The 20,248-nt window shown below is 55.1% G+C and carries 17 protein-coding genes; 5 read left to right on the forward strand and 12 right to left on the reverse strand.

From position 1 onward, the window contains the following. Positions 1–254 precede the first annotated feature (254 nt). The 5 genes from K0A93_03735 to aroE all read right to left on the reverse strand — a co-directional run bounded on the left by K0A93_03735 (position 255) and on the right by aroE (position 3,468). Entirely contained in the window at positions 255–557 is a 303-nt protein-coding gene (locus tag K0A93_03735) for a type II toxin-antitoxin system RelE/ParE family toxin (protein ID MBW6511216.1), read from the reverse strand. Then, the gene (locus K0A93_03740) at positions 557–799 is read right to left on the reverse strand and encodes a type II toxin-antitoxin system ParD family antitoxin (GenBank protein MBW6511217.1); all 243 of its coding nucleotides are present in this window, start codon (positions 797–799) and stop codon (positions 557–559) included. Before K0A93_03740 ends, K0A93_03735 begins: the two co-directional genes overlap by 1 nt. Positions 800–932: 133 nt before the next feature. Next, positions 933–1,994: a virulence RhuM family protein gene (locus K0A93_03745; protein MBW6511218.1), complete on the reverse strand. Its 1,062-nt coding sequence runs from the start codon at positions 1,992–1,994 to the stop codon at positions 933–935. Positions 1,995–2,086: 92 nt separating this feature from the next. Next, complete coding sequence (locus K0A93_03750; GenBank protein ID MBW6511219.1) at positions 2,087–2,602, reverse strand: shikimate kinase; 516 nt, start codon at positions 2,600–2,602, stop codon at positions 2,087–2,089. Beyond that, positions 2,599–3,468: a shikimate dehydrogenase gene (aroE, locus tag K0A93_03755; protein MBW6511220.1), complete on the reverse strand. Its 870-nt coding sequence runs from the start codon at positions 3,466–3,468 to the stop codon at positions 2,599–2,601. Before aroE ends, K0A93_03750 begins: the two co-directional genes overlap by 4 nt. Before the next feature lie 215 nt (positions 3,469–3,683). On the opposite strand from aroE, the gene K0A93_03760 reads away from it, so the two are divergent. The 3 genes from K0A93_03760 (at position 3,684) to K0A93_03770 (ending at position 7,794) form a co-directional block, all read left to right on the forward strand. Next, positions 3,684–4,007, forward strand: coding sequence for a YajD family HNH nuclease (locus K0A93_03760; protein ID MBW6511221.1), 324 nt, complete (start codon positions 3,684–3,686; stop codon positions 4,005–4,007). A gap of 259 nt (positions 4,008–4,266) precedes the next feature. Continuing rightward, positions 4,267–5,253 (forward strand): TAXI family TRAP transporter solute-binding subunit, encoded by a 987-nt coding sequence (locus tag K0A93_03765; GenBank protein ID MBW6511222.1) that lies wholly within the window; start codon positions 4,267–4,269, stop codon positions 5,251–5,253. Between the two features lie 105 nt (positions 5,254–5,358). Beyond that, the gene (locus K0A93_03770) at positions 5,359–7,794 is read left to right on the forward strand and encodes a TRAP transporter fused permease subunit (protein ID MBW6511223.1); all 2,436 of its coding nucleotides are present in this window, start codon (positions 5,359–5,361) and stop codon (positions 7,792–7,794) included. A 238-nt stretch (positions 7,795–8,032) separates the two neighbouring features. On the opposite strand, the gene K0A93_03775 is transcribed toward K0A93_03770, so the two are convergent. The 3 genes from K0A93_03775 to ispG form a co-directional block, all read right to left on the reverse strand. Beyond that, on the reverse strand, positions 8,033–10,468 hold the full coding sequence (locus K0A93_03775) for an AAA family ATPase (protein MBW6511224.1): 2,436 nt from the start codon (positions 10,466–10,468) through the stop codon (positions 8,033–8,035). A 499-nt stretch (positions 10,469–10,967) separates the two neighbouring features. Continuing rightward, positions 10,968–11,726 (reverse strand): hypothetical protein, encoded by a 759-nt coding sequence (locus tag K0A93_03780; GenBank protein MBW6511225.1) that lies wholly within the window; start codon positions 11,724–11,726, stop codon positions 10,968–10,970. Beyond that, a complete protein-coding gene (gene ispG / locus K0A93_03785) occupies positions 11,723–12,811 on the reverse strand; it encodes a flavodoxin-dependent (E)-4-hydroxy-3-methylbut-2-enyl-diphosphate synthase (protein MBW6511226.1) in 1,089 nt (362 codons plus the stop codon). Before ispG ends, K0A93_03780 begins: the two co-directional genes overlap by 4 nt. 158 nt (positions 12,812–12,969) lie before the next feature. Between ispG and ligA the strand changes: the two genes are divergently transcribed. Both ligA and K0A93_03795 read left to right on the forward strand, forming a co-directional pair. Next, positions 12,970–14,988, forward strand: coding sequence for an NAD-dependent DNA ligase LigA (gene ligA, locus K0A93_03790; protein MBW6511227.1), 2,019 nt, complete (start codon positions 12,970–12,972; stop codon positions 14,986–14,988). Next, positions 14,985–15,263, forward strand: a complete 279-nt coding sequence (locus K0A93_03795) for an acylphosphatase (GenBank protein ID MBW6511228.1) — start codon at positions 14,985–14,987, stop codon at positions 15,261–15,263. The genes ligA and K0A93_03795 overlap by 4 nt, the downstream gene beginning before the upstream one ends. A 4-nt stretch (positions 15,264–15,267) precedes the next feature. Here K0A93_03795 and lptD read toward each other — a convergent pair whose 3' ends face one another. Genes lptD through K0A93_03815 form a run of 4 tightly spaced genes read right to left on the reverse strand, consistent with a single transcriptional unit; the run spans position 15,268 to position 20,248 of the window. Beyond that, positions 15,268–17,340, reverse strand: a complete 2,073-nt coding sequence (lptD, locus tag K0A93_03800) for an LPS assembly protein LptD (GenBank protein MBW6511229.1) — start codon at positions 17,338–17,340, stop codon at positions 15,268–15,270. After that, entirely contained in the window at positions 17,331–18,599 is a 1,269-nt protein-coding gene (locus tag K0A93_03805) for a bifunctional folylpolyglutamate synthase/dihydrofolate synthase (GenBank protein ID MBW6511230.1), read from the reverse strand. The genes lptD and K0A93_03805 overlap by 10 nt, the downstream gene beginning before the upstream one ends. Positions 18,600–18,602: 3 nt before the next feature. Further along, positions 18,603–19,451: an acetyl-CoA carboxylase, carboxyltransferase subunit beta gene (gene accD / locus K0A93_03810; GenBank protein ID MBW6511231.1), complete on the reverse strand. Its 849-nt coding sequence runs from the start codon at positions 19,449–19,451 to the stop codon at positions 18,603–18,605. 35 nt (positions 19,452–19,486) lie between these two features. Beyond that, the gene (locus K0A93_03815) at positions 19,487–20,248 is read right to left on the reverse strand and encodes a 3',5'-cyclic-nucleotide phosphodiesterase (protein MBW6511232.1); all 762 of its coding nucleotides are present in this window, start codon (positions 20,246–20,248) and stop codon (positions 19,487–19,489) included.

Genomic DNA, 20,248 nt, shown 5'->3' on the forward strand with positions numbered 1-20,248 from the left:
AAAGAGAGCAGCGTCAACATCAGGAATTGGTAATTCGGAATGGCCATAATCCCCCTAAGGATATGAAAAGACAGACAAACTTAGCATCGCAAACAATAACACTTATCTCATGATTCCCCAAAAGAAAACAGCCCCTTGGTATCTATCTGGGGGCTGTTCCTCCGTGTTGAGAGTTTAGAATGTGTTTCCGGAATCACTGTCCAGTTTCCCCAAAGAGAATAACCACCTCGAAGTAAATAGGGACACTTCCCGTATTAAAACTCAGAAAGTTGCGTTTCAATATCCATATGTCTGTGCAGAACACGGACAATCTCAATCGTATCGGCAAGAGTTTGACGATAGAAAATCACATGGCTACCAGTATTCAACTTCCGGTAGCCAATTCGAAGCTCACTGCAATCTTTCCCTTTCAGCTGGTTGGCAGCCAACTGCTGGAATGAAATGTCCAGCATTTTCAGATAGAGGTCGCGCTGTTCACGCCCCCAACGGGTTTGTGTGAAACGACCGATCTCTTTCAAATCAGCCAGCGCCATGTTCGTGAGGGTAAAAGAGGACATCAGTGGGAGCTGTCATCGTCAAGCTCAGCAAGTACGCTCTTGAGCGAATAATCTGCCGTGCCGCTTTCTTCGCCCTCAATAAGCGCACGGCGTAGCAAGGACAGTTTGGTCTCCCGTTCTTCCAAAAGCCGCAGGCCGGCACGGATTGTCTCACTTGCTGAACCAAAACGTCCCTGGGCAACCTGCTGAGAAATGAAATTTTCGTAGTGTTTGCCAAGCGTAACACTGGTATTTTTTTGCATGAGATGGCCTCCATCAATGCCGTTATAATGGCAATTTATAATATTTATTGGTATTTATCAACAGGTGAGTCGACAGAGAGTCACGTCCCAACTTCTGACAGAGTCTTCATGTTTTTGTCAAGAATTGTGACCCTCATGCCCCGTTATTCCCGTCCAACAGCTTTTTTATTTCCCGGTCAAAATCAGACTCAAAAAGCCGGTCTTGAATAGGTCGGTATTTTTCAAATTCGCTTTCGGCAAACGATTTGGCTATCTCAGCGGTTACTTTGCCTGCGTCCTGCAAGATTTCTGCGTCATTAAATTTCAAAAAAGCGTTCAACTTATCTGCCCAGTCATTCATGGTCATGGGAATACCCCGTTCTGCCTGATTTTCTGCATAATCGAGGTACATAGTGACAATTCTATTTAAAAACTTGATCTCTTTTTCATTCAGATAATTTTTCGCAATCACAACATCTGATTTTAATATTTTTCCTTCGGGAGCTTTTTCCCATGTCGTAAGACCCATAAAATCTTTTTGATGATTGACACGATTCACAATAAGTTCAGCAGCAGTGTGACCGTGGGTGGCAAAATGCATTTTATTTTGGACTGTCGCAAAAAATGTTTTTGTTGTAGGTGAATGCAGATCATAATCGAGTGCGGTGGCGTATATATCAGTAATCTGCTGATAAAAATTACGCTCGCTTTCCCTGATATCACGAATTTCAAGAATCAAATCCTTGAAATATTGGTTGCTTAGAAATGCACCATTTTTGAGGCGAATATTATCGAGAACATATCCACGAAGTGTAAAATCTTTTAAAACTTGCCCTGCCCATTTTCTAAAATGAGTAGCTCGTTCTGAATTGACCCGAAAACCAACGGCAATGATACCCTGCAAACCATAATGTTCGATTTTTCGGGTAACTTCACGGGTCCCTTCGTTTTGAACTATTCGAAATTTTCGAATAGTTGCCTCAGATTGCAGTTCCCCGGTATTAAATATTTCCTTCAGGTGATAGTTAATCGTATTGACCTCAACGCCAAAGAGCTTGGCAATGAGCTTTTGAGTAAGCCAGACGTTTTCATCTTCGACACGAACTTCAATATCATCTTCGCCAGCCTGACTGGTGAAAATCAAAAATTCCGCCGTTGAATTACGAATACGTAATTGTGGATTATGGTTAAGCTCAGATAAATCGGGCGTTGCCATCTTTAATTTATCCATTTATATCTCTTCTGTAATTCACAGTTCATAATTTGCCATTTTCAAACCTGACAAAGGTCACCGACGCCGCAGGCATCTCACCGAGACTGATCCTCCAATATGGCGGCGATCCGCGCGGCGACAGCTTCCGGATTCAGCGTGTCGGTCGCAATTTCATGATGCGCGGCAGCGCGATAGCGGGGGGTTCGCGCGGCCAGCACCTCGGCGATTTCTTCGGTAAAGGTTTTCCCCTCAACCAGCGCCGGACGTTGATTGTCATCCTGAATCCGTGCCACGATCGTCGCGACATCGGCTGACAACCAGAACACCACTCCGTTGGCGCGCAGAATCTCGATATTTTCCGGTCGTTCGATCACGCCACCGCCACAGTCAATCACCCGCTCGTCACACCCCGCCAGCTTGCGTACCTGCGTCGTCTCCAGATCGCGAAAGGCGGACCAGCCCATTTGCGCCACAAACGCGGGGATCGATTTACCTGCCGCTTTGACTATCTCGGCATCAAGGCTGACCAGTTGCCGCTTGAAGTGTTTGGCAAGGATCGATCCGACATGGCTTTTGCCGGTGCCGCGATAACCGATGAGGACAATATTCATGCGCGCAACTGCTCCATGACGACCTGGCGCATCACCGCGCAGGGAGCGTCAACACCGGTGAACAGTTCAAATTGCAACACCGCCTGATTGATAAACATCTCGACGCCGGAGATCGTCTGCACCCCCGCAGCTTTGGCTTCGCGCAGAAACCTTGTTTCCAGAGGGTTGTAGACAACATCAAAGGCCACCTGACCGGGCCGGAAGAGTTCCGCCGGGACCAGGGACGCATCGACCTTCGGGTGCATCCCGATCGGGGTGCACTGGATAATGACCTCGGCCCGCGCCATCGCCGCCGCAATCGTTTCGGCGTTCAATGCTGCATGGCTGATTGGGCAGGCGGTTCCGGCCCGCAGATCGGCGGTCAAATCCTCCAGCAGCGTCTGATTGATGTCGAGCATGATCATCTCTGCCAGTGTGCAGCGTTGCGCCAGCGTAAAAGCGATCGCCCGGGCCGCCCCCCCGCAACCGAGGATCAGTACCTTTTTTGCGGCAAGATCCACGCCCGCATCGACCAGCGCCTTCAGCGCCCCCGGACCGTCGGTCCCGGAACCGATCAACTTGCCCTCTTCACAAATCACGGTATTGATCGAACCGATCGCGCGATCTACCGCGGAGACCTCATCGACATATTTCATCACTTCTATTTTGTGCGGGATGGTGATACTCATGCCGCGAAAATTACCCAAGGCGCGCATCCCCGCCAAAGCATTGGCGACATCCTCAACCGGACACGCGAGGTAAACAAAATCTTGTCTGGTCGCCGCAAATGCGGCATTATGAATCGCTGGAGAGAGGCTGTGTCCAACCGGGTTGCCGATAAGCACGCAAAAACGGGTGCGCGGAGTGATAAAGCCGATGTCTTTCATGTATTCTCCTTAAAAATTTCAAGTTATGCATCTTAACGCAAAGTCGCTACGGAAGAAAGAAACATCTTTTGAGAATTGTCCATCTACCCCCACTCCATTTGGACTTCATCCCCTGTCAGGCGGGCACAAGATCGTCATATCTGTAACAGACAAGGACTACCATCATGACTGAACACACGACTCAACCAGCAGACCATCACCGCCTCATCACCGCCATGCGCAAGGAAGAGCAGCAGCGCCAAAACGGCTATCGCGAGCAGGCAATGAAACTCTTTCCCCCGGTCTGTGGCCGTTGCAGCCGCGAATTCAGCGGAAAAGGCCTGCGCGAACTGACCGTCCATCACAAAGATCACAACCATGACAACAACCCGCCCGATGGCAGCAACTGGGAACTTCTTTGTGTCTACTGTCACGACCACGAGCACACCCGCGGCCTGCAAGAGCGCGAAGCCGGGGGCCCTGACGCCAGCAACGAACGCCCAACGCTGGTCCATTCACCCTTCGCGGTACTGGCTGCAAAGTTGAAGCAAGCGGACTGATTTTATTGAGAAGACTGGCCAATTTTGACCACATAAGGCTAAATACTGCCACGAAATGTCCCCTGTCCCCTGCAATAGCTTTTCCCGCCTCCTTGCATTTTACCGCCTGTCTGCTTTAATTAGAGAGTCAAGTCGTGCCAAAAAATAACACCATTTTAAACTGGCACCCTCCTTGCGAGTAGAACGGTTTCAAACTGAAACCTGTGGCGATTTATGCCATCGCTTTTCAACCCACTTTTTTAAGGAGTAAAACATGCAAATCTCAAAACAAATCACATCTCTGGCGTCCTGTCTGCTGCTGGCCGCAACATTCTGCCTCGTCCCTGCCACTGGTGACGCGGCCAAAACCCGTCTTGCGTTCTCGGGCGGACCTGATGGAGGTACTTTTCAGTATTTCTCCAACGGCATTGCAACCCGCCTGTCGAAAGATCTCGCGGGGGTTGAAGTATCTAACATGGCATCTGCCGGTTCGGTTGAAAACGTGCGTCGCGTTAACTCCGGTGATGCCGATTTCGGCATCTCTTACTCGGGCGATACCTATCTGGCACGCAATGGCCGCCTGACCAATGACGCCAATACCTACCAGAATGTTCAGGCCATTGCCTATCTCTACGGCGCTCCGGCGCACCTGATTGTTCTGGCTGACAGCGACATCAATAGCGTTGACGACCTCAAAGGCAAACGTGTTGCCGTTGGTGGCGCCGGTTCCGGGGCCGCAGCTTCGGCGCAGCGCTACTTCGGTGCGCTTGGTCTGTGGGACAAAATGAACACCGAATTTCTGGGCTACAGCAAAGCCGCTTCCGCCCTCGGCGACGGCCTGATCGACGCCATGTGGGTATTTGCCGGATTCCCGAACAGCTCGGTAATTCAGGCGGCAGCAAGTAACAAAATCAAGCTGCTGAACCTCTGGGAAGCTGGCAGCAAAGGGGGCGCATTCAAGCAGTTCCCGTTCTATGCTCCAGTCTCCATCCCGGCGAACACCTACTCCGGCGTTGATTATCCGGTCGCCACCTTCCAGGATTCCGCACTTTGGACTGCTGGCAAGCACGTGCCTGCCGAGACCGTCTACAAAGCAGTGGCCGACATCTACACGCAAGAAGGGCTTGCCTATCTGGTCAAAGTCAAAAAAACCGCCAAAGCCATGTCTATCGAAAGCGCATTGACCGGTATCGTCACTCCGGTTCATGCTGGTGCCCAGAAGTTCTGGAAAGAAAAAGGGCTCACCCTGACCGCCGACCAGAAGTAACAATCGGCCCCTATGCAAACCGTGAAAGCGGGGCTGTTCAAGCCCCGCTTTCAAATTAATGATCCATGGTCGCGCTGCCCGGCCTTTCCCGTTAACAGGTATCTTATGTCTGCAGAACAGAACGAACAAACAGAGAACATTGCCGCTGAAGATCAGAAAAAATTAAAGGCATTGCTCGAAAAGGATGAACGATCCTGTCGCAATCCCAGCGGCTTTTTCAAATGGCTGGTTGCCGTGCTGGGTGGCGCAATGGTCATTTTTTATTTCTACTCAGCCGGGATCGCTCCGGTCGCAACCCAATATCACCGTGGCGTCTACGTTTTTGTCACCTATGTGCTGGTTTTCCTGCTCTATCCGGCGGGTAAAACCAAAGTTCGCCTGCCCTTGACCTGGGTGATGGGACTGGTAACGGCATGTGCTGTCGGGGGATATTTTTTCTTTGACGATACGGCCGGGTTCCATACCTGGCTGATGAATAACCTTGAAGGTCAGGACAACGGTAATTTTGTACTTCTCTGGCCGATCATCGCTGGATCGCTGGCGGTAACGGCCTGTTTGCTGATCATCGACCGCTGGTCGATGAAAAGATGGCCACGAAACCCGACGTTGACCGATGTTTTCTACGCCATCGCCTCGGCAGGCGTTGTCTACTACTGGATCAACGAATTCGAAAAACTCAACTATCGCGCCGGTGCCGAAAATGATCTGGACGCACTGGTCAGTGTCCTCGGCATCCTTCTGTCACTGGAAGTCTGTCGGCGGGTGTTGGGCTGGGCAATGACTTTTATCGGCCTGTTCATGATCTGCTACGGCTACTTCGGACCCCACTTCCCGGAAGTCATGGCGCATCGCGGCTTTGGCCTGGAACGCCTGTCGACCTCGCTTTTTCTGACCACCAACGGCGTCTTCGGTGTCATGGCGAGCGTCCTTGCAACCTACGTTATTCTGTTTATATTTTTCGGCGCATTTCTTCACAAATCCGGGGCCGGACGCTTCTTTATCGATCTGCCGCTCGCCGTTGCCGGGCGCACCACCGGCGGACCGGCCAAGGTTGCGGTGATCGCCTCGGCGCTTTTCGGGTCGGTCTCCGGGAGCGCCATCGCCAACACTGTCTCGACCGGGGCCTTTACCATTCCGCTGATGAAACGGGCGGGATTCAAACCGCATGTGGCCGGGGCGATTGAGCCCGCTTCTTCGATCGGCGGGATGTTCATGCCACCGATCATGGGCGCGGGTGGTTTCCTGATGGCGGAATTGACCAATACCCCTTACGCAACCATCATGCTGATTGCCATCTTCCCGGCGCTGATGTACTTCTTTTCGGTCTTCTGCATGATTCATTTCGAAGCCAAAAAGATGAGGCTGAAGGGGATCGATGAAAGTGAGATGAAAGACTGGAAAGTCGTCCTTAAACAGGAATGGTATTTTTCCCTGCCGCTGGTGATCATCACGGCACTGATGATTTTTGGCAAATCTCCCGGCTATTCAGCATTCTGGGCAACGATCTCCTGCATCGTGATCAGCTGGTTCAACAAAGAAACCCGCATGGGAGCAAAAGAAATCTGGGAAGCAATCCAGACCGGAGCCAAGAACACTCTGATGATTGGCGCAACGCTGGGGGTCATCGGGATCATTGTCGGCACCATTTCTCTCACCGGGATCGGTCTGAAGTTTTCCGACATTATCATTTCTCTGGCCTCGGGCAACCTGGTCATGGCACTTATTCTGGTTGCGCTGGCCTCGCTGATTCTCGGCATGGGCGTCCCGGTGACCGCCGCCTATCTGATTACCGCTGTTCTTGCCGTGCCGCCGCTGGCGGAGATGGGGGTACCGATCCTCGCCGCACACTTTATCGTCTACTGGTTCAGTCAGGACTCGAACATCACCCCGCCGGTCTGTGTTGCCGCCTACGCCGGGGCGGCCATCGCCGGTTCCGACCCGTGGAAAACCGGCTGGACCAGTTTCAAGTTCGCCAAACTGCTTTACGTCATGCCGATTTTGTTCGCTTTTACCCCGGCGATCCTCTTTCTGGGCAAACCGTTCGATCTGAAGATGGGAGAAATCCCTGACGACATGCCGTTTGCAAATGTAGTGCAGGTCAACGTCAAGGCGGAACAACCGTTTAAAGCCGGTGACGTGCTGATTGCGGTCGAATCAATGGGGGAGATTATCGAGATCAAGGCACCGAAGGATGGTCAGGTGATTGAAGTCAGTCCTTATGTCGGCGGCACGGTCAGTGCAGGTCAACTGCTCATCGAAGCGGAAGTTCCGGCAACCGGAATGGCGGTTTTCTCGTCGATGTTTTCCTGCTTCCTCGGTACCATCGCCTTCTCGGCTGTGACCATGCTCTTCTGGATCAGAAGGACCACGACCATTGAATGGGTGCTTCTTGCGGCAGGATCAATTCTGCTCTACTGGCCGACGCTGATTACTGATCTTGTCGGTGTTGCACTGGTCGGGATTGTCTGGTTCAGTCAGGTCGCGCGCAACAAAAAAGACCAGTCCAAAGGTCCGTTTCAGCCGGTACCAGCCGCCGATTAACTGACTAACCGCTCACACACAAAAAGCGCCGTGGACTGCGGGCTTTTTGTGTGTGAGTTTTTTTGCGTGTGAGCGATAATGATGCACTCGCAAAAAAGAATGAGATGGCTAAGCAAAAATTTCGTCCTCCAAGGCTTGGTGGTTTTTCAGCGGCGAAGGCCTACATCAGCTAGGTCGAGGTCCTGAAAAATCAGCGTAACGACGGAGGGCGGACTTTTTGCGATGCCATCAATAATGATCAAGTATCTTTATTGCGGTGCGAAAAATCTCGCAACGTCTCGGCCATCTTCCGCAGCCGGTCATCTACCAGCGCATTGATCGAACCTTCCTCCCACCCCCCCTGCTGATTTCTTCCCCCGGCGGGACGTCCGGTGAGCAGTTCGATCCCCTCGTCGACCGTCTCGATCGCCCAGATATGAAACTCTCCGGCGGTCACTGCCGCGCGCACATCCTCTTTGAGCATCAGGTGGCGCACATTGGCGCGCGGGATAATCACCCCCTGCTCCCCGCTCAGGCCCCGCGCCTGACAGACAGCGAAAAACCCCTCGACTTTCTCATTCACACCACCGATGGCCTGTACCTGGCCGTGCTGGTTTACTGAACCGGTCACCCCGATCGACTGTTTGATCGGTACCCCGGAAAGGGCCGACAACAAGGCGTAAAGTTCCGTCGTTGAAGCGCTGTCGCCATCGATCCCGCCGTACGATTGCTCAAAACAGATCGATGCCGCCAGGGTCAACGGCTTGTCGTGGGCGTAACGTTCGCCAAAAAAGCCGTTCAGGATCAACAGCCCCTTGTCGTGAATCGGTCCAGACAACTTGACTTCGCGTTCAATATTAACAACACCACTCTTGCCGAGCCAGGTCCGTGCCGTGACCCGCGCCGGACGACCGAAACTGTAATCACCCAGCAAGTAAACGCTGAGACCGTTAATCTGTCCGACAACCGCTCCGGACGTCGCAACCATCAACACCTCATCATCGATCTGGCGTTGAATCCGCTCCTCCACTTTGTTCGAACGGTAGTTTGCCGCGTTAATCGCCTGTTCTACATGCTGCCGGCCAACGACCGGCTCAGCTGCCTGCCCCGCGTAATAAGCCGCTTCACGAATCAGGTCGGTGATATCAATAAAGCGCGACGAGAGCTGCTCTTTGTCCCCGGTCAAGCGCGCGGAATGTTCAATCACCCGCGCAACCCCTTCGGGACCGAAGGGCGTCAGCTTCTCCTGTTGACACTTGGCGGCAACAAAGAGAACATACTGCTGAACATTTTCAGTCGTATTCTCCATCAAATGATCGAAATCCGCCTTGACCTTGAAATACTTGCGAAAATCAACATCCAGCTGATGCAGCAGATAGTAGAGTACCGGACGACCAATCAGGATAATCTTGCAATCGAGCGGTATCGGTTGCGGTTTCAACGAAACAGTCGCCATCAGACGATATTGCTCAGCCATATCCTCGATCTTGACTTCCCGGTTGCGTATTGCGCGTTTGAGCGCTTCATAGGTAAACGGGGTGAGCAGCACTTCGCGACAATCGAGGATCAGATATCCGCCGTTGGCCCGATGCAGCGCCCCCGCCTTGATCATGCGGAAATTGGTAACGGCGTTCCCCATCTGGAGAAAATGCTCAATGCGACCGAAAACGTTAAAATAGGTGGGATTGGCCTCATAGACGACCGGCGCTCCTTGCTGTTCGCTGTTATCAACAAAAAGATTGATCCGATAACGCTCAAAAGAAGGCTCCTGGCGCGTCGCTTCGAGCAACGGCAGATTGATTTTCACTGTTTCTGGCTGCCGAAACTCATCGATCCGCTCAATAATATTATTTTTACTCGCGACAAAATGAGCGATCACCGCAGCGTGATCACGGTATTTCTCTTCCAGTTCCTTAAAGAGACGACTGACCACCATAAGGAGCAATTCACGCTCCATCGCCAAGGTGGCGACGCGCAACTCCTTGTCCAGCTCCCGCGCCTCACGTGTTACTTCGGTCAAACGCTGCTGCAATTCCGCCCCGACCGCTTCAATGCGGTTGCGCTCGTCTTCGCTTAAGCCCTCGAACTCCTGCTGTAAAACCGGTTCTCCGTTGCGTAACGGGGTAAGAACCAGCCCGTTGACAGAGCGCTGCAACAAATAATCTTTCTGCTCTGCCTCTTTTTCGAGCCCTTCGTAAAGACGGCGGCTCTTTTCCTGATATTCACTGCCAAGCTGGTTCTTACGCTGGTCATATTCCTTGCCTTCGAAGACCTGGGGCAGCTCCATGGCCAGGCGTTCCACCAGTTGATCAACATCCTTGCCCAGAGTCTTTGCCGTCCCCGCAGGAAGTCTGATCTCCAGCGACTGATGATCATCGGAAAAATCGTAGACATAACACCAATCGTCCGGGACCGGTTCAGCCGCGGCCCGGCTATTGAGAATTTTTTTGATCGTCGAGGAACGCCCGGTCCCCGGTTCACCGAGGAGGAAGAGATTAAAGCCGCCATTGCGGATACCGAGGCCAAAATCAATCGCCGCCAGTGCACGGTCCTGACCGATAGTCCCGTCGAGAGAAGGCAGCTCTGCCGTTGTTGTAAAATCAAATAAAGCAGGATCACAGCGCCAGGCAAGCTGCTCGGCGGGCAGTCGAAAGTTTGCGTCAGACGTTCCATCTTTTTTGTCAGTTGGTGTCATAAAGAGCCTTTCCCGAAGAGGTCGTACCCCAAGTTTGATGCCCTTGCAAAAAAGAAATAGATGGCTTCTGAGTAACTTCAAGGTAACTATCTGAAATCACATTCTTTAGAAAATTGAAGTTACTCTATGAAAATTCGCCCCACGGGGCGTGAGTCGCTAAGCAAAAATTTTGTCCTCCAAGGCTTGGTGGTTTCTCAGGGGCGAAGGCCTACATCAGGTAGGTCGAGATCCTGAAAAACCAGCGTAACGCCAAAGGGCGGACTTGTTGCGACGCCATCAAGTTTAGCATCAGCGCCACTGAACGCCGCTGCCCTCCCGTGTCGTCCCAAACAATCAAAAAAAGGCCGGGCAAGTCATTGTTGCGGCCCTTGACAATGATGACTTTTATGGTCTAATTAAAGCAGATGTACAACGGAAGCACGGACGCGCGCTCCCGCATTCGCCCCGGAAGTTATCCCCTCCTGCTTTCGGGGTTTTTTTATGGTTATTTTCTGGCCGGTCAAACCTCCCCCAGAGAGCGCAACGCATTGCGGGCGTGCTGGCGCAGTTTTTTTGTCGGCGCATTATCAAACACGCGCTGCAATACCGCGACATACGCCGTCTCACCCGACGCCCCCAGCGCCTTGCACAGCCACCCCGTGGAGTCAAGCCGCAACAGCTCTCTTCCCCGATTGTTCAAGTTTGCTTCGAGAGCGGCAGCGACCGCCTGATAGAGTACGGCAGGGGTTTCGACGCGACGGCTGATCCGTTTTGCAGCGTTGCGCAACAGGGCAGGATCGCCGCTGCGCAACATCCGCAGCAGTCGATTATCCTCGAACGAGAGGGTCGGATCACCGGGGATTTCCAGCAGTCGCACATTGCGTACGGCAAAATCGGGGATTGTTGCCAGCGACTGCTCTGCATACAGGCGAATTTTCTTTACCTTGGAGGCGGCGGCGATATCTTGCAGCGTCGTCGCGTAGGCGGCATCACCGGAAGATGCCAGCGCCTTGCATAACCAGCCGATTTCATCGCGTTGTTCCTTTGAATATGTTTCATCCTGCACGCTTTGACGCAAACGTTCGCGCACGACAGGAAAAACCGCCGGATCGACCAGAAAGTGCCCCTCGATCAACTTGGCCGCCTCGATCCGGACAAAAACATTGCTGCTTTGCAACATGCGCACAAACCCGGCACCTTCATCAGCCGCCGCGAAGGTGACGCACAGCTGAAGAAGCGCTATCGTCAGCATGACCGTCTTTTTGAATTTCAGCATCATTGATCCTCCTGATACGCTCGAACGTCCTGCCGTTCCTCCGCCATCTTCCACGCCTCGGCAACCAGAACATCGGCCAACTCGTTTTGCGGCACCTTGCGAACGATTTCCCCCTGACGAAACAAAAGGCCCTGCCCTTTGCCTCCGGCAATCCCCAGATCGGCCTCGCGCGCCTCGCCGGGGCCGTTGACCACACACCCCATCACCGCAATTGTTAACTTGACCGGCAAATCATGCAAGCGGCGTTCAACTTCCTCGGCCGTCGCGATCAGATCGATCTGACAGCGCCCGCAGGTCGGACAGCTGATAAATACCGGCCCGCGCTCGCGCAGATTCAGCGCCTTGAGGATTTCCCAGCCGACCCGCACTTCCTCGACCGGATCACCCGTCAACGAAACCCGCAGCGTATCGCCAAGCCCATCATAGAGCAGTGCGCCAAGGCCGATAGCACTCTTGATTGTACCACTCCAGGTGGTTCCCGCCTCGGTAATTCCGATATGCAACGGGTAGTCGACCTGACTTGCCAGCAGGCGATAGGCCTCGACCGTACGCCGGATATCGGAGGTCTTGAGACTTATTTTGATTTGTTCAAAATTGAGTTCCTCAAGGAGCCGGACATGTCCCAGGGCACTTTCGACCATCGCTGCCGGGGTGGGATGACCATATTTGACCAGCAGGTCTTTTTCCAACGATCCCCCATTGACCCCGATGCGGATCGGCGCACCATGCTCCGCACACGACTTGACAACTTCCGCGACCTTCCAGCGGGCGCCGATATTGCCGGGATTGATCCGCAGACCATCGACTCCGGCCTCCAGTGCCGCCAATGCCAGTTGGTATCCGAAATGGATATCGGCAATCAACGGGATGGAAATCCCTGCCCGAATCGCTCCCAGCGCCTCGGCCGCCGCTTCATCCGGCACCGCGCAACGCACAATTTCACAACCGGCGGCGGTCAATCGCTTGATCTGGGCCAGCGTCGTCTGAATGTCTCGGGTGTCGGTAGAGCACATCGACTGGACCGAAAGTGGCGCGCCGCCACCTACGGAAACCGTACCGACCTTGATTTGACGAGTAGTTCGGGGCATGTATGCTTCTTTCAATGCAGGGTTTTGTTCAGCTGATTCTAGTCGCTTACGGTGGAAGATTCAAGCTTTGCCGTGGCAACCATTCCCGATTGCCCTCCACCTGACCATATGCTATAAAATTTCAACCCCATGCACCCCACAGTGAAACGACGATGATTATGGATATTGCTGCCGCCCGCGCCCGACATGCTGAACTGAGCACACAACTTCATCACCATAACCGCCTTTATTACGCCCTTGATACCCCGGAAATCAGCGATGCCGACTACGACCGGCTTTTTCGTGAACTGCTGGAGCTGGAGCAAGCGTTTCCGCAACTGACAACGGATGACTCCCCCTCGCGCCGGATCGGCGCGCCGCCGCTTGACAAGTTTACCCAGATGCGACACCAGCAACCGATGTTGTCCCTTGACAATGCGCTCAACGAGAACGAAATTCGCGCGTTCGATGCGCGCGTCAAACGCCAGCTGGACACCAGCGACGAGATTGAATATGTCTGCGAGATGAAGCTCGACGGCGTCGCTGTCGAGCTGGTTTATCGTCACGGGCGGCTGGTCGTCGGCTCGACCCGTGGCGACGGGGTAACCGGGGAAGAGATAACCGCGAACCTGCGCACCATTCGCTCCCTGCCGTTGCAGCTCGAAGCCCCCTACCCGGCGCTGCTGGAAGTACGCGGCGAGATTTATTTTGATACCGCCGCCTTTTGCACGATGAATGAAGAACGCACCGCTGAGGGGCTGCCGACCTTTGCCAACCCGCGCAACGCCGCGGCCGGGAGCCTGCGGCAGCTCGATCCGGCGCTCACCGCCAAACGGCCATTGCGGATCTTCTGCTACGGCATCGGTGCTCTCGACGGGGTCACCCCAACCCGCCATGACACCCTGCTCAATCTGCTCAACGATTGGGGACTGCCGGTCAACCTGTCCGGCATGCGCAAAACGGTCGGCGTTGCCGGGGCAATCGACTACTTCCGCGCATTGATCGAGAGCCGCGATGCCCTCGCATTTGAAATCGATGGTATGGTCATCAAGGTTAACGACTTGAACCTGCAACGTCAGCTGGGAGCGACGTCGCGTGCGCCGCGCTGGGCGATTGCGGCAAAGTTCCCGCCACGTCAGGCAGAAACGACGGTCAACGATATTCTGTTGCAGGTTGGCCGCACCGGCGCGATTACCCCGGTGGCGGTCCTTCAGCCGGTCAAGATCAGCGGAGTCACCGTATCACGCGCCAGCCTGCACAACTGGGATGAAATTGCCCGGCTCGATGTCCGTATCGGCGACCGGGTGCTGGTCGAACGCGCCGGGGATGTAATTCCCGATGTCGTCAAGGTGCTGACCGACAGGCGTGATGGCAGCGAGCGCCCCCTCCCCGAACCGGCAACCTGCCCGGCCTGTGCAGCGCCAGTAAAACGTTTTAACGACGAAGTCGTGCCGCGCTGTCAGGGGCTGGCCTGCCCGGCGCAGCTCAAGGAGAGGATCAAACATTTTGTCAGTCGCAAGGCAATGGATATCGACGGACTCGGCGGGCGCTATATCGATCAGCTGCTGGAGCTGCAACGGGTAACCAGCGTCGCCGACCTCTACACCTTGCAACGCGACGATCTGTTCCGGTTTGAACGGATGGGGGAGACCCTCGCCGACAAGCTGCTGGCCGCCATCGCCGCCAGCAAAAAACGCCCCCTGCAGCGGTTCCTCTTCGCACTTGGTATTCGCAACGTCGGGGCGCATCTTGCCAAGGTACTGGCCCGCCAGTTCGGCTCCCTGGAAAGATTGTCCACAGCGACCGAGGAAGAGTTGACCACCATCCACGAAATCGGCCCCCAGGTCGCTGCCAGTGTGGTCAGTTTCTTTCGCAATCCGGACAACCGCGCCATCCTGCAGCGCCTGGCACAGGCCGGAGTCGCCGCGCAAGAGGAAGCACCACGGGCAGGCGGAGCGCTCTTGGGAAAAACTTTCGTCTTTACCGGCACGTTGAGCCAGCTGGGGCGCACCGAAGCACAACAGAAGGTCGAGCGCTGCGGCGCTCGCGCCAGCGGCTCGGTGAGTAAAAAAACGGATTATGTCGTCGCCGGAACGGAAGCGGGGAGCAAGTTGGACAAAGCCCTCCAACTGGGGATCACCGTGATGACCGAAGAGGAATTTCTGGTCTTTATCGAAGGGCTGGAGGACTCGAAATGAGTAAACAACGCGTCACGGTCAACGTGACCGGAACAGTTCAGGGCGTCAACTTCCGCTATATCACCTACCGCCAGGCGCTGGCTCTCGGCGTCGCCGGGTGGGTCAAAAACCTGCCGGACGGCAGCGTTCAGCTTTGTTTTGAGGGGGAGGAAAGAGCCGTCAAGCAACTCCTCGACTGGCTGCACGTGGGACCGTCGAGCGCCCGGGTCGATAAATTGACCATTCAACCGGAAGCTTACCGCGGGGAATTCGATTGCTTTGAGATTTTGCGCTGAGTGACTAGTACCCGCCGAAATCGCTCAACGCATCAAGACCGCTCAGTTCAAACGTCAGGTATATATTGCGATCATCGGGACGGTTGCGCAACGACAGCCGCAACGTCCAGCACTCGCCGCGATACTCGGCGGCAACGAACCGTTCCAGGGTCCGGTTGTTGTCCAGCGCGTAACGATGACGATAGGTCAGCAGCAGCGGTTGCAACCAGTCGAACGCCACTTCCCCTCCCACATATTCCAGCGCGTCGCGGGAATAGCGGTATTCGACACTCAACCGGTTTTCGCCCGCAGCGTGGAGTTCGCCGCGCAGGTTGAACGCGGCGAATTTTTTGTAAAAACCGCCTTGCTCGGCAGAGTGATCGTAAGCAAGGTCAAGATCGATAAAACTGAAATCGGTTGGCCGCAGCAGCGCCTCCATCTCCAGCGGCAACCAGGGGCGGCGCTGATCGTTCGCACTTTGCGGCTCACGACGCTTTTCATTAAGATCAAATTCCTGTGCCAGCCGAAGTTGCAACAGTTCCCGCCAGCTGTTTCCCTGCTCACGACTGAAACGCCCCGCCACCCGGTTGGTAAGACTGAACCGCAACCGATTGCGCGGCTCAAGCCGGTCATTAGTGTCGAAATCGGGGAGGTGTGACTGATCATCATCCGGAATAAAGTGATAGCTCAGTTCTGGTTCTATTTCGTGGCGGAGCAGACCAAGGGACGAGCCGGGACGGGAAAAGTCCCGGAGCAAGCGCGTACTCAGCGCCATGCGCCCGTCAAACACCCCCTGATGTTCCGCACCGGGACCGGCTGCCGAGGTCTGATAGACGCGCTCCAGCCAGGCGACCTCGCTCTCGAAGGTAAAAAAACCTCCCGGTCGAACCACTGTCGCCAGCGCCGGGCGCACCCCCAGACGAAGCCCCTTCATCCCGCTGCGACGCCAGAAGTAGGTTGTCTCTCCGTCAAAACGCCACCACAGCGGTGTCCGCGCAAGCTGTCGGCGAATGGCGGCCAGCCGCATCTCCGGCAAACGTTGCACAGTCGTGTCGTTATCGTTCTCCAGGTCGCGCAGATAATTGAAACCACCGGAGAGGTTCAACAGTCCCCAGGTCCGCCCGGCATAAAGGGTTGATTCAAGCTGGGCACGGTTGTAATCGCCCGCCGCCTCACCAAAATCAGCATAAAAATCGTTTGCGCTGACGTAATGCAGATCAGCGCTTAACCGTACCTGGCCGGGCAATACCCCCTGATGACGCCAGCTCCCGGCGTAACGATTATCGGCGGCGGCGTTGGTGGCATTGACATGGTAAAGACGCGCTTCGCCGCTGTTGTCACGACCAAGCAGATAACGATATTCCACCCCCTTGCCGTAACCGAGCCGCGAGAAGTAATCAACCGAGAAGGTGGCATCAAGATTCCGGCCGATGACCTGGTACCAGGCCAGTGACAACTGATACCCCTTGCGGTCCGAGAAACCAAATCCGGGCAGCATAAACCCCGATTCACGTTCACTTTTTACCGGGTAGAACAGATATGGCAGGTAGAGAACCGGAATGTCACGCAGATAGAAAAAACCATGTTTGCCAACCGCATAGCCACCGACCGTCACATCCAGTTCATCAAGCGAAAATTTCCACGCCGGAGGGTCGCCGGGACAGGCGGTAAAGGTGCCATTCGTTATCAGATAGTTCGCTTCACCGGTCTTTTCGATCTGATCACCGCTGATCCGCACCCCGCTCCCTAAAAATTTCAGCCGACCGTTCGTTACTGACGCGGTCTTGTCGTTGAGACGCAGTGTGACCCGCTCGGCGTTCAGCTCTGTGGTACTGTCTCGCAACGCAACAGCTCCGCGCGCCTGAGCCTCGCGAGTTTCCGCATTCCAGATCATTTCCCGGGATGTCATCTCCATCCCGGAATATTTCAACTGCACATCACCCCGTGCCTGGTAAACCCCCGCCTCGCGGTCAAAATCGAGGGTATCAGCGGAGAGGGCAACGGCACCTTCGTCTGCTGCGCTCACCGCTGGCACAATGAAAAGCAGCAGCGCAACACACATCAGCCCACCCATGAAAAGATATTTTTTCAGGCGCATCGTGCCTCGGTTCCAATCAAAATTTCACGCGCGGCGGCGGCCAGAAAAAGGGATCCGGCAACCAGAACAATCTCGTTTTCGCAACAGGCTGCCTGGGCTGCAGCGAGTGCTCCGGCAACATCCAAAGCGGTGTGGGAAGAAGTTCCGTACCCCGTCACTGCGGCGCTCAATGCCTGTGGGTCGATACCGGCTTCGACCGGCAACGGCGGACAGATCACCGACGCTGCAAAGGGCAAAAGTGGCACGATAATCTCCGCACAGTTCTTGTCCGCCTTGATCGCGGCCACCCAGTGCACCCTGGCCCCGTGCCGGGCCAGATAGGCCGCCAAAGTCGCGGCACCCCCTGCATTATGGGCACCGTCGATCAACACGCCGGGGGCGCCATCGACCCACTCCAGACGTCCCGGCCAGACCGTCTCACTGACCGCGCGGCGCAGCTGCGTAGCGGCGAGGGAAAAACCGCGCTCGCGGAGCAGCGCGGCGAGACACAGGGCCTGCGCCAGATTGTCCCGCTGATGCGCTCCGGCCAGCCCCGCTGTCAACCCCGCCAGCGTCCCCCCCGGTCCCTGCCAGGTGAAAGTTTCACCCGTGTCGATCACGCGATAATCCTCGCCGTAACACAACAGCGGGGCACCTTGCCGCGCCGCCAACACCCTGAGTCGTTGTTCTGCAAGCGGCGGTTGTTTCCCCAGAACCACGGGGATTTCGGGCTTGATAATCCCGCCTTTTTCGCCGGCAATCGTGGCCAGATCGTTACCGAGATAGGCCGCATGGTCGAGGCAGATCGGCGTAATCGCACACAGCAGCGGGGTAACCGCGTTGGTTGCGTCAAGTCTCCCCCCCATGCCGACTTCGAGGATGGCAATATCGACATTGCACTCGCGAAAGCGGGTCAGCGCCATGGCGGTGGTCAGCTCAAAGAAGGTGACGGGAAGGTCGCCGACCTGTGCGCGCAAGCGATCGGTCAGACGCACCAGATCGTCTACCGCCAACGGCACACCGTCGACCCGAATACGTTCACCGAAATGATGGAGGTGGGGGGAGGTATAGAGACCGACCCGGTAGCCCGACAGGCGCAGCATTGTCGCCAGCGCCACGGCAACAGAGCCTTTGCCGTTGCTCCCGGCGATGTGGATGATCGGAAAAGCAGAATCGGGGCGGTCGAGCCGGAGCAGCAGTTGCCGGATATTGTCGAGCCCCAGCTTGATTCCGAACCGCTGCAGCCCGTACAGATACTCCAGACTCCGCTGACCGGTCACCGGTCAGCTCTTTGTGAAAACACGCAGAATCTGGGCGAGACGCTCTTTCATTTCCGCCCGCGGAATGATCATGTCGACCATCCCGTGTTCGAGCAGATATTCGCTGCGCTGGAATCCTTCGGGGAGTTTCTGGCGGATCGTCTGTTCGATAACCCGCGGGCCGGCAAAACCGATCAACGCACGGGGCTCGGCAATATTCAGATCCCCGAGCATGGCGAAGCTGGCGGTGACCCCACCGGTGGTGGGATCGGTCAGAATCGACAGAAACGGGATCCCGGCCGCCTTCAATTTGGCCAGCGCCGCACTGGTCTTGGCCATCTGCATCAGCGATAAAATACTCTCCTGCATCCGCGCCCCGCCGGACGAAGAAAAGATCAGCACCGGGGCGCGATTCGCCAGCCCCCGTTCGATGGCGCGGGTGATTTTCTCGCCAACAACCGCGCCCATGCTCCCCCCCATGAAACCGAATTCAAAAACGGCCAGAACCGCCGGGACACCGTGAATCATCCCCTCGCCGCAGATCACCGCATCGCCACCACCACTTTTTTTAACCGCCGTCTTGATCCGGTCCTTGTATTTTTTTGCATCTTTGAAATTGAGGAAATCGGTCGACTCCATCGCGGCGTCCATCTCGACAAACGAGCCTTCATCGACCGTTAATGCAATCCTCTCGCGCGCACTGATGCGAAAATGATAGGTGCACTTCGGGCACACATTGAGATTGCGCTCAATTTCCTTGCTGTAGATAATCTCATTGCAGTTTTTGCACTTCGTCCAGAGCCCTTCGGGCATCCTGACATTCTTTGCTTCAACCGACTCGATCGGTGCCTTCTTGATATGAAACCAGGACATATTCTCTTACCTCATTTTCGAAATCAGGGGCGAGCTCATAAAGTGAACTCTTCTCCCCCAGTGAGAATGCTGACTTGCGGCAGACAAAGCGCGTGTAGTTCACGATGAATCTGCTCACGAAACTGCGGTTTGATGTGTGAAATCAGAACCGGCACTTCGGGTCGATCGAGTTTAGCAAGTTCTTCCTTGAGCAATGCCGGAGTCAGGTGACCGCTAAGGTTTGCCAATGCCGCCATATCATTGGGAAACGACGTCTCCACAAAGGCCAGTTTCAGGTTGGCCACCGCATGCCCCATCCGCCACAATGCCTCTGTCGTTGTCGTATCACCGGAAACCAGAATGGTCGCATGCCCATCGGAAATACAATAACCGGCAGCGTAGACAGTATGGTTCATTTCCACCCATGCGATTTTCAGCCCGGCTATTTCCGCGACCGCCCCGGCAACCAGCGGACAAAGCTTGACCGCAGGCTTGCCCGAGGGAATGACGGTAAAATCAGGATAAACCTGATTATTGAAAAAATGTTTATGCACCACATCCAGCACCTGCGGGGGTCCCCAAACCCGAATCGGCGTGGAACGCGAAATAAAAACATTATCGACCAGAAAGGGTAAATCGGCAACGTGATCGAGATGGGCATGCGTCAACAGCACATCATCAACCCTGACCTGCTGGTCGATCGGCAACATCAGCGCCACCGTTCCGGCATCAACCGCAAACGTGTCGTTGAGTAGCAACGCCGTCGTATAATGCCCCGGCGAACGGGAGCCGAAGTTTCCCAGGACCTGAACCTTCAT

It is taken from the genome of Desulfuromonadaceae bacterium, assembly GCA_019429445.1.
Classification (GTDB): Bacteria; Desulfobacterota; Desulfuromonadia; order Desulfuromonadales; family JAHYIW01; genus JAHYIW01.